At 70.0% G+C, this 9,980-nt stretch carries 10 protein-coding genes, 1 tRNA gene and 1 pseudogene; 7 read left to right on the top strand and 5 right to left on the bottom strand.

Going from position 1 to position 9,980, the window contains the following annotated elements; translation table 11 throughout:
- Positions 1 to 225 precede the first annotated feature (225 nt).
- Together ACFW2E_RS10255 and ACFW2E_RS10250 are read left to right on the top strand one after the other, a co-directional pair.
- Positions 226 to 1,602 carry an FG-GAP and VCBS repeat-containing protein gene (locus ACFW2E_RS10255; RefSeq protein ID WP_384464294.1) on the top strand — a complete coding sequence of 459 codons (1,377 nt, stop codon included), beginning with the start codon at positions 226 to 228 and terminating at the stop codon, positions 1,600 to 1,602.
- A gap of 244 nt (positions 1,603 to 1,846) precedes the next feature.
- Positions 1,847 to 2,782, top strand: coding sequence for a Yip1 family protein (locus ACFW2E_RS10250; protein WP_384464291.1), 936 nt, complete (start codon positions 1,847 to 1,849; stop codon positions 2,780 to 2,782).
- 485 nt (positions 2,783 to 3,267) lie between these two features.
- Here ACFW2E_RS10250 and ACFW2E_RS10245 read toward each other — a convergent pair whose 3' ends face one another.
- From ACFW2E_RS10245 to ACFW2E_RS10235, 3 genes are all read right to left on the bottom strand, one after another.
- Positions 3,268 to 3,765, bottom strand: coding sequence for a phosphoribosyltransferase (locus ACFW2E_RS10245; RefSeq protein ID WP_384464288.1), 498 nt, complete (start codon positions 3,763 to 3,765; stop codon positions 3,268 to 3,270).
- 5 nt (positions 3,766 to 3,770) lie between these two features.
- A complete protein-coding gene (gene dcd, locus ACFW2E_RS10240) occupies positions 3,771 to 4,346 on the bottom strand; it encodes a dCTP deaminase (protein WP_384464285.1) in 576 nt (191 codons plus the stop codon).
- A gap of 107 nt (positions 4,347 to 4,453) precedes the next feature.
- Positions 4,454 to 4,612: a hypothetical protein gene (locus ACFW2E_RS10235; RefSeq protein WP_384464282.1), complete on the bottom strand. Its 159-nt coding sequence runs from the start codon at positions 4,610 to 4,612 to the stop codon at positions 4,454 to 4,456.
- Positions 4,613 to 4,881: 269 nt separating this feature from the next.
- On the opposite strand from ACFW2E_RS10235, the gene ACFW2E_RS10230 reads away from it, so the two are divergent.
- Positions 4,882 to 4,955, top strand: a tRNA-Gly gene (locus ACFW2E_RS10230).
- Between the two features lie 424 nt (positions 4,956 to 5,379).
- Here ACFW2E_RS10230 and ACFW2E_RS10225 read toward each other — a convergent pair.
- Positions 5,380 to 5,514: pseudogene (locus ACFW2E_RS10225) on the bottom strand (VapC toxin family PIN domain ribonuclease); the annotation flags it as partial.
- Positions 5,515 to 6,066: 552 nt separating this feature from the next.
- Here ACFW2E_RS10225 and ACFW2E_RS10220 point away from each other — a divergent pair.
- The 4 genes from ACFW2E_RS10220 to ACFW2E_RS10205 all read left to right on the top strand — a co-directional run bounded on the left by ACFW2E_RS10220 (position 6,067) and on the right by ACFW2E_RS10205 (position 8,735).
- Positions 6,067 to 6,270, top strand: coding sequence for a cold-shock protein (locus tag ACFW2E_RS10220; protein ID WP_382724058.1), 204 nt, complete (start codon positions 6,067 to 6,069; stop codon positions 6,268 to 6,270).
- A gap of 180 nt (positions 6,271 to 6,450) precedes the next feature.
- Positions 6,451 to 7,926: a DEAD/DEAH box helicase gene (locus ACFW2E_RS10215; protein WP_384464279.1), complete on the top strand. Its 1,476-nt coding sequence runs from the start codon at positions 6,451 to 6,453 to the stop codon at positions 7,924 to 7,926.
- 114 nt (positions 7,927 to 8,040) lie between these two features.
- Positions 8,041 to 8,361 (top strand): CBS domain-containing protein, encoded by a 321-nt coding sequence (locus ACFW2E_RS10210; RefSeq protein ID WP_384464345.1) that lies wholly within the window; start codon positions 8,041 to 8,043, stop codon positions 8,359 to 8,361.
- A 59-nt stretch (positions 8,362 to 8,420) separates the two neighbouring features.
- Positions 8,421 to 8,735 (top strand): SCO5918 family protein, encoded by a 315-nt coding sequence (locus tag ACFW2E_RS10205; protein ID WP_145879299.1) that lies wholly within the window; start codon positions 8,421 to 8,423, stop codon positions 8,733 to 8,735.
- Positions 8,736 to 8,984: 249 nt separating this feature from the next.
- On the opposite strand, the gene ACFW2E_RS10200 is transcribed toward ACFW2E_RS10205, so the two are convergent.
- The gene (locus ACFW2E_RS10200) at positions 8,985 to 9,359 is read right to left on the bottom strand and encodes a hypothetical protein (protein WP_384464275.1); all 375 of its coding nucleotides are present in this window, start codon (positions 9,357 to 9,359) and stop codon (positions 8,985 to 8,987) included.
- Positions 9,360 to 9,980 lie beyond the last annotated feature (621 nt).

Here is a 9,980-nt window from a genome sequence, read left to right as displayed (position 1 = left end):
TGCGGCCCCCCCGGGGGGGGCCGCCTCCGCCCCGGGCGGGCGCGCCCCCCCCGCGCCGGGCGGCGGCGCCCCGCCCCCCCCCGCGGCCCGCACACCTCCACGGAGCCACACGTCGCTCCTGCGCCCCACCCGCTCATCGCCGCCCCCACCCGCTCATCGCCGCCCTCAAGTCCGCCTGCCGGCCCCGGCCGGACGGTCGTTCGAGTGACATCCGGAAGGAACCCGATGCGCACCGCCACCCCCGCCGCTCTCGCGGCCGCTCTCCTCGTCGCGGGCCTGGCCCCGCTGGCGCTCGCCGCCCCGGCCTCGGCCGCGGTCGCCAAGCAGTACGACGACTTCAACGGTGACGGCTACCGCGACCTCGCGTACGTCAACTCCTCCGCCGGCATCTCCGGCCCGGACGGCTGGGAGGGCGGCGCCGTCACCATCGTCTACGGAAAGTCCGGCGGCCTCGACACCGCGCACCCCAAGGTGATCCACCAGGACAGCCCCGGCATCCCGGGCACGGGCGAGGAGGACGACATGTTCGGCGACTCGCTCTCGAGCGCCGACCTCAACAAGGACGGGTACGCCGACCTCGTCGTCGGCAACCAGACCGAGCAAGTGGGCCGTTCCGAGTACCGCGGCTCGGTCACCGTCGTGTGGGGCTCCCGCTCCGGACTCTCCGGCGGCACGAGCGTCACCCCGAAGAGCGGGGCGAACGGTGAGCAGGCCCACTTCGGCTCCGACCTCGCCACCGGCGACTTCACCGGGGACGGCTCGCCCGACCTCGCGGTCATCGGCGGCAGCGAGGCCTGGCTGTACCGGGGGCCGTTCACCAAGTCCGGTTCCACCGGCAGCGTCAGCAAGATCGACAAGGTGGACGGCGGCTGGTACTCGGCGCGCCTGGCGGCCGGCAAGGTCAACGGCGACGGCAAGACCGACCTCGTGATCCTGGGCGAGCAGTTCCACGGCACCGAGGTGCAGACGAGCGCCTGGTTCCTCAAGGGTTCCGCCTCCGGACTGACCTCGGGCAAGACCCTCACCTTGTCCACCGGCAGCGGCGGCCTCGGCCCGAACGCCGTCATCGGCGACTTCGACAAGGACGGCTACGGGGACGTCGCCATCGGGCAGCCCGGCAAGAACAACGGCAGGGGCTCGGTGACCGTGTGGCACGGCACCTCCTCCGGACCCACCACGACCAAGGACTTCTCCCAGAACACGGCCGGCGTCGCCGGCTCGGCCGAGGCCGACGACAACTTCGCCTACGACGTCTCGGCCGCCGACACCAACGGCGACGGCTACGCGGACCTCGCGGTCGGCGTGCCCTACGAGGACGTGGACGGCCTTCGGGACCAGGGCGGCGTCGAACTGTTCCGCGGCGGCCCCGGCGGACTGAGCGGCTCCCGCTCCTCCTGGATCCCGCAGACCGCGACCGGCACCGCCGACTCCGACACCTCCTTCGGCTACGCCCTGCGCCTGCGCGACCTCACCGGCGACGGCAAGGCGGACCTGACGGTCGCCAGGAGCGGCTCCGGCTTCCTGCTGCACGGCACCAGCAGCACACCCACGACCACCGGCCTGATCGAACTCCCGGACGACGGCGGGGACTTCCTGGACTGACGCCCGGCACGGAACGTCACCTCGGCGCACATCGACGGCGACCTGGCGCCCGCGGCTCTTCCGGGCCCCCGGCGGGCTCCGCACGGCCGACCTCCCCGATGCGCCGGTGACGCTCCGTATCCGCCGGAAACCCTGAGGGGGAGCATCTGACTGCCCCTTAGGGGATGTCACAGCTCGGCAGCAAAGCCGGGCCCGGACGGCCGCCCCGGCGCACGAGCCTCCAGGACCAGGTACGTTCGATGACGTGGCTGGATTCAGGATCGGACGTGGCGGCCGGGACAACCGCGCCCCACAAGGACAGCAGGCCCCGCAGGGACCCTCGTACGGCGCGCAGGCGCCGCAGGGACGGCCGTACGGCTACCCGTCGTCGCCGCAGCCTTACCCGCAGCAGCGGCCGCAGTACGGCGGCGGCGCCCAGTGGCAGCAGGCGAACGGCGGCTACCCGGGTGGCGGCCGGGCGGGCGACGGACCGGAGTACTTCGGCGACGACTACGGCGGCCACCCGGGCCAGGGCGGCACCCCGGACCCGTACGCGGCCAACAACCCGGGCCACACCCAGGCGTTCTCGATCAACGAGGACCCGTACCAGCAGAGCGGCACCTACCGGGCGGGCTCGGCCGCCCCGGCCGGCCCGACCGGCCCGTGCCTGCACTGGAAGGACCTGCTGCGGGGCATCGTGTTCGCCCCCAACCAGACCTTCCTGCGGATGCGGGACTACACGATGTGGGGCCCCGCCCTCATCGTGACGTTCCTCTACGGCCTGCTCGCCGTCTTCGGCTTCGACACGGCCCGTTCGGACGCGATCAACGCCACGCTCTCCAACGCGGTCCCGATCGTCCTGACGACGGCCGTCGCGATGGTGCTCAGCTCCTTCATCCTGGGCGTGGTGACCCACACCCTGGCCCGCCAGCTCGGCGGCGACGGCGCCTGGCAGCCCACGGTCGGGCTGTCCATGCTGATCATGTCCATCACGGACGCCCCCCGTCTGGTCTTCGCCATGTTCTTCGGCGGCGACGCGGGCTTCGTACAGCTGCTCGGCTGGGCGACCTGGGTCGCGGGCGGCGCCCTGCTGACGCTGATGGTCAGCCGCTCCCACGACCTGCCGTGGCCGAAGGCGCTGGGCGCGTCGGCGATCCAGCTGATCGCGCTGCTGTCGATCGTGAAGCTGGGCACGTTCTAGGGCGGGCCCGGCCGTGGCGGTTCGGAACGAGGGGTACCGGCTGCAGGGCACGTGACAAGGCCTCCGGCCGGGGGCCTTTCCCGTGACCCGGGCGAAAACCGGGGCGCGGACGGGAACCGTGCGGAGCCGCCCGTGGCCGGGTGGGGCGCGGGGGGCCGACCGGCCGACGGAACGGAGGCCGGGCCCGACTACGTTCGAATCGGTGCACCGACTTCGTGCATCGACGCACCTCAGCCCCGGGGCCGCCCGGGCTCCACGGTCGTGGAACGCTCCGGCGCCGCGGCCGGATACGAGGTGACCGTCACCGCGGCACTGATCGGGGCCGGCGGGCCGCGCCGGGCGCAGGCACAGGCGGCACCCGGGAGCACCGCTCAGCCGGCGCCCCCGCCTCCGGCGCCGCGGGCGAACCGCGCCCTCCCGTCGGCACAGGCGCGCGGGTGACGGATCCGGATCGGACGTGGCGGACCCGCCCGGCCCGCCGCCGATCAGGCGTCGAGGACCTGCCCGGACCGCTTCACCACGGGCGGCTTGACACTCCAGGGGAAGTTGATCCACTCGTCGGTCCGCTTCCACACGTACTCGCACTTCACGAGGGAGTGGGACTTCTCGTAGATCACGGCGGACCGTACCTCGGCGACCGTGTCGAGGCAGAAGTCGCGGACCAGTTTGAGCGTCTTGCCGGTGTCGGCGACGTCGTCGGTGATCAGGACCTTCTTGTCGGAGAAGTCGATCGCGTTGGGGACGGGCGCGAGCATGACGGGCATCTCGAGCGTGGTGCCCACCCCGGTGTAGAACTCGACGTTCACGAGGTGGAGGTTCTTGCAGTCGAGGGCGTAGGCGAGCCCGCCGGCCACGAAGACGCCGCCGCGGGCGATCGACAGCACTATGTCGGGCTCGTACCCGTCGTCCGCGATGGTCTGGGCGAGTTCGCGGACGGCGACCCCGAACCGCTCGTAGGAAAGGTTCTCGCGCACCTCGCTCACCGGACTCACACCTGCGTCCGGTGGAAGTTGAGGAAGGACCGCGAGGCGGTGGGCCCGCGCTGTCCCTGGTACCGGGAGCCGTAGCGCTCGCTGCCGTAGGGGTGCTCGGCCGGGGAGGTCAGCCGGAACATGCACAGCTGGCCGATCTTCATGCCGGGCCACAGCTTGATCGGCAGGGTGGCGAGATTGGACAGCTCGAGGGTGACGTGCCCGGAGAAACCGGGGTCGATGAACCCGGCGGTGGAGTGGGTGACGAGCCCGAGCCGCCCGAGGGAGGACTTGCCCTCCAGTCGCGAGGCGAGATCGTCGGGCAGGGTGATGACCTCGTACGTCGAGGCGAGTACGAACTCCCCCGGGTGGAGGATGAACGGCTCGTCGCCCTCCGGCTCCACGAGCCGCGTGAGGTCGGCCTGCTCGATCGAGGGGTCGATGTGCGGGTACCGGTGGTTCTCGAACACCCGGAAGTAGCGGTCCAGCCGCACGTCGATGCTCGACGGCTGCACCATGGATTCGTCGTAGGGATCGATCCGTACCCGCCCGGCGTCGATCTCGGCCCGGATGTCCTTGTCTGAGAGAAGCACGTCCCGAGGATACGCAAGGCGCGCGGAGCCTCGACAATCGCGAGGACCCCGCGCGCCGGTGACCGTGCTGCGACGGTCCGCTGCTGACTACCGCTCGTTACCGACCGCTACCGCTTCTGGAGCGTGACCGGCACGACGCTGCGCAGCCGGGCACACCGCGGACACCGGAGGAGCCGGCCGGGGCCGAGCCGCTCGGCCTGCTGCATCGGGAACGAAGCGGTGCTGAACACGTGCCCATCGGCACAGCGGACGACGGTGCGTTCCATCAAGTCCTCGAGTCCCTTCCCCAAGAGCCGCGTCCGGTCTTCATACCCGGACGCCAAAGCCACATTACGGGATCAAAGGAACGGCTCTCCAGGCGGCGCTCCGGCCTCGCCGGGACCTCTCCCACCCCTTCACCGTACGCCCCAACTCCGGCCGCCCGCAGCCGGATCCCCCTCTGAAACGCGCTCAGACCCCACGGCGTCGGCACCGGGGGTCTGCGATGAGGTACAGTGAGCGAGCGTTCGGACCCCGACTCCGGTCGGTGTCTTACGCGGGTGTAGTTTAATGGTAGAACATCAGCTTCCCAAGCTGAGAGCGCGAGTTCGATTCTCGTCACCCGCTCCAGATTTGAGGCCCAGGTCAGAGACCCGGGCCTTTTTGCTGTGGGCGGTGATCAGCCGTCGCGTGCCAGATCCGTGCCAGACCGTTGACCGTCTGGATCAACGATGTGCGACTTTCTTCGAGGATCGGCGGCCGGAGCAAGCATCGTGTCCTGGAGACGGCACGAGTCTTGCGCCGTCTCCCGCAGGTGGGGCCCACTCCGGCAGCTGATGGGTTCTTAGAGCGGGGGGTCGATACGCGCGAAGCGGTTCTCGGAGCCATGCAGTCGACTGCTGGAGAGCCAGTCCACCAAGTCGTAGGCGGTATCGCAGTAGGGGTCGTGGACGTCCTTTCGCATGCGTTCCAGCTCGCCCGGCAGAGGTATCGGGCGTGCGGTGTGCACTGCTATCACGCCGACGACGACGGAGCCTTCTTCATCTCTGAGGGGGAGGCCGGCCAGCAGGAGCGGGGGCATGACCAGGAGGCCGGCCGCCATGATCGCCTCATTCGCCCCCCGGTGCTCCGGGTGAGCCGAGTCGAGGGCGGCCGGCAGGCCGGACGTGTCGGCGATGACGATGATCACGCTGCGGTTCCGGAGCCGGAGCCGGTCCCACGGCGGACGGCGTCTGCGACTGTGTCACGAACTTCCGCCCTCGATGTCGCCGAACCGTCCGGGGTGCGGCCAGTGGTGCGGCCACGGCCGAGCTGCAGGGCCCGACTCTTCTTCGGACACAGGGCGCCTCGGTCGCCCCGCCGGAATCGCCATGTGGCCTTCGTCTCGCTTCGGGGGTCTCAGTGCTTTCGTCGGTATCTCGTCCGCCGATGACGACAGCGGCCGCGCACGAGCTGTCGAAGGAGGTCACAGCACTGTGAGCGGAGACGCTCGGCGGCAATACCGCAGCCCGGAAGACAATATCTGTGGCCGCAAAGTGAGAAATCGATGCGGCGCACGAGAAATATTCCTGAGGCGACAGGCGGCGCAGAATTATTTATCGAGCGGGGCCGATGTCGACGTGCTACTGTCGACGTCAGTTGCAGGTGTGGTTGCCAGAAGGTTTTCCGACGGCTGATCATCACGGCGACACGGAATCCGCACAGGGCGTATTCCTGACACCGTCTCCGAAGGAGAAACAAAATGGCTACTGGCACCGTGAAGTGGTTCAACGCGGAAAAGGGCTTCGGCTTCATCGAGCAGGACGGCGGCGGCCCCGACGTCTTCGCCCACTACTCGAACATCGCCGCCCAGGGCTTCCGTGAGCTGCTCGAGGGCCAGAAGGTGACGTTCGACATCGCGCAGGGCCAGAAGGGCCCGACGGCCGAGAACATCGTTCCCGCCTGACGCACCGGCACTGACGCAGACTTCGCCGCCGGGACCCGCACCTGGGGGTGCGGGTCCCGGCGTGCTTTATTTTCAGGGTGATTCGACCCTGTCATTTTCGGCTCGTTCTCGCGATTCTCTGCGCCGCTCATTTCGCTGCGGAAATTCCTTGATACGTGCCCACGTCGAGGAAGGTTCCGCATGAACCACGCACGCACAACTCGCACGTACGACCGCTTCGGAGGAAGTGCTGCCGCAGGCCGCTCCGGCGTTCCGCGCCGTTCCAGCGGTCGCGGAAACCGGCGGCCCGCGCAGGGCGAGTTCGCGCTACCGAAGACGGTCACGCCGGCGTTGCCCGCTGTCGAGTCGTTCGCCGATCTCGTCATGCCGGCGCCGTTGCTGACCACGCTCGGCCAGGAAGGCGTGACCGTACCGTTTCCGATCCAGGCGGCGACTCTGCCGAACTCCCTGGCCGGCCGTGACGTACTCGGCCGCGGCCGCACCGGGTCGGGCAAGACCCTCGCCTTCGGCCTTGCCGTGCTGGCCCTTACGGCGGGCCGGCGCGCCGAGCCGCGCCGGCCACTCGCCCTCGTCCTCGTCCCCACCCGTGAGCTGGCCCAGCAGGTCACCGACGCGCTCACTCCCTACGCCCGCTCCGTGCGCCTGCGGCTCGCCACCGTCGCCGGCGGAATGTCCATCGGCAGGCAGGCCGGGGCGCTGCGCGCCGGTGCGGAGGTGGTCGTCGCGACGCCCGGTCGGCTCAAGGACCTCATCGACCGGGGCGACTGCCGGCTCGCCGACGTCGGCATCACGGTTCTCGACGAGGCCGACCAGATGGCCGACATGGGTTTCATGCCCCAGGTCACCGCCCTGCTCGACCAGGTGCGCCCCGAGGGCCAGCGGTTGCTCTTCTCAGCCACTCTGGACCGCAACGTCGACGTGCTGGTCCGCCGCTACCTGACCGACCCGGTGGTCCACTCCGTCGACCCGTCGGCCGGTGCCGTCACCACGATGAAGCACCACGTACTCCATGTGCATGACGCCGACAAGCACCGCACGACCACCGAAATCGCGGCCCGGGACGGCCGGGTCATCATGTTCCTGGACACCAAGCACGCCGTGGACCGGCTGACCAAGCACCTGCTGAACAGCGGTGTCCGCGCCGCGGCCTTGCACGGTGGCAGGTCCCAGCCGCAGCGCACCCGGACCCTGGCACAGTTCAAGGACGGTCACGTCACGGTCCTGGTGGCCACCAATGTCGCGGCCCGCGGCATCCACGTCGACAGCCTCGACCTGGTCGTCAACGTGGATCCGCCCAGCGACCACAAGGACTACCTGCACCGTGGCGGCCGTACGGCCCGCGCCGGCGAGTCCGGCAGCGTCGTCACCCTCGTGACCCCCGACCAGCGCCGCGGCATGAGCCGGCTGATGGCTTCGGCCGGCATCACCCCGCACATCACCCCGGTCCGCTCGGGCGAGGCGGAACTGAGCCGCATCACGGGTGCCCAGGCGCCCTCCGGCGTCCCGGTGGTCATCACCGCTCCGGTCCTGGAACGCCCCCGCCGCGTGTCTTCGCCGTCCCGGGGCCGCCGGGGCCGTACCGGCCAGGGCCGAACCGCCGACGCGGGGACGCGCCGCAGGGCGCAGCTGCGGCCCGGCAGCGAATCGGCTGCCTAGTGCCCCGGCGCGGTGCCCGGACCACTGTGGTCTCCCAGGGACCGCAACGGTCACGAAACCGAGCAACTCTTACCGCAGGAGGCACCGTTGACGTCAATTCAGACGCAGTACCGCATGCAGGACCCCGCCCCCGTGACCCTGGCCGACGACATCGAAGCGTACGGGCCTCGGGTGTGTGACGACATGACCGTCGAGGTGGCTCTGGCCGTCATGTCGGGCGCCCGTGTCGAGTACCTGACCGTGTGCGACGGGGACGACCAGAGCACGGACTTGATCACTCGGGTCCGGCTCGCCGTTGTCCGCGACAGTCCCACGTACACGGACCGGATCCGGCTGCGGGACGTCCTCGAGGGATCGCCGCCCTCGCCCGGCGCCCGCCCCGGCGACGTCGGTGGGTACGTCCGAGTCCCGGGCGTCCTCGCCTTCTCCCGCTGATCCGCCGCCCCCGGACAGCTCGGTTTCCTCCCCCCGCGACTTCTCCCCTGGAAGGCATCATGCGCTGCGTCATCGCCCGGTACCCGTTCGACCTCAGCAGGACCGGGGTGCTGGCCTCTATGAAGAGTGTCAGGCCCGAGATCGTCACGGGTGAGTCCGTGACGATCGGCCGCCGCCGCTACCCCGTCAAGCAGGTGGGTCAGGTCATCACGCGACAGGACCGCCGCGACTTCACCGCCGGCGAAGTCACCCGGGCCATGGTGCGCCTCGGCTTCACCTGCCACGACCGCCCCGAGGCCGCGCCCGTGGGCGTTCCCACTCCGCTCCGGACCGCGTCGGCACTGCTCGGCGGCGCCGGCCCCATGGACGTATGAGTAAAGGCGCCAAACCGACCTGAGGATCCCGGTGGGGGGGGGGGGGGGGCGGGGGGGGGGGGGGGGGGGCCCCCCCGCGGGGGGGGGGGGGGGGTTAGATAAAAGGGGCGGGGCGCATCACCGCCACCCCCCCCCCTGGGCCCCCGGGGGGGGGCCCCCCCCCCCGGGGGCGGCCGGGCCCCCCACCGCTGTCTCGTCGTCCGCTGGAAAACTCCTGGCCGGGCCGGGACACGGGGCGGAGACAACGTCTCACCCGTCGAAGTAGCTGAGATCACCCACGGTCCATGCGCTGACGTCCTTGATCGCGACTCGGTACATGCCGCCCGTCTCCGGGATCCCGAGGCTGCCCTGCAGGATCCGGGCGAGATGGAAGTGCAGATGCGTGGGTGCCTCGCCGCGACCGGGCCTCTTCGCTCGCTGCCCGCGGGCGAAGACGTCCGAGAACGGGCCGAGACGGTCCGAGTCCTTCAGGACCTCCGCCACCCGCTCTCGCCACACGGCCTCAGGAGCCAGCCGACCGGTGATGACGGCACCGCCGACGACCACGGTCAGCGACATCTGATTGCTTCGCTCGGACTCCACCGCGGCGGAGATGGCGACGAGCAGCTCATCAGGGTTCGACATGACAGCAGAGCTTACGACTTGTGGGAGCCATTTCCGCAGGTGGCAGGTTTCTTCCTCCGCCGGAAGGGTGAAATCTACCTTTGACAGAGTAGACATTCATTCCTGGCGTGGTTACGCTTCAACTTGCAGAGACGGTCGAACAAGACCCGCCAGACACGAACTGGCGGGTGGATGAAACGAAGTTCGCAGTCAGTGCGGCTCTCGAGCCTCGAAGCCAAGGTGTTCCCAGGACGGTGACGGGACTGGGAGCCGCACTGGGCGGCTCGCACGTCGAGGAGCTGCCAACAGCGGTACCAGTTCCCACAGTGGTTGGTTCAGAGAGGAACGGAGGAGCAGACGCCATCAGGATCGCCCGGGCCCGAGAAGCACTCGGCCCGGGTACCGCAAGACCCCGGAATGGATGGTGGTCCCCGGTCACGCAGCTGCGATCCCCCCGCTCCGCCCCTGCCGGACCGGGTAGCGGAAACAGAAGGTCGGCACAGCAGTAGGGCCGACAGATGGTGTTGAATTTCCTTCGGGGCCCGGGGGGGGGGGGGGCCCCCCGCGCCCCCCCCGCCGGGGGAACACCCGGGGGTAGAAAAACCACCACAAACGCGGGATATAAAAAAAAAAACACCCCAA

The sequence above is a fragment of the Streptomyces sp. NPDC058964 genome (genome assembly GCF_042741275.1).
GTDB lineage: Bacteria > Actinomycetota > Actinomycetes > Streptomycetales > Streptomycetaceae > Streptomyces.
This window is presented reverse-complemented; position numbering and strand designations above follow the sequence as displayed.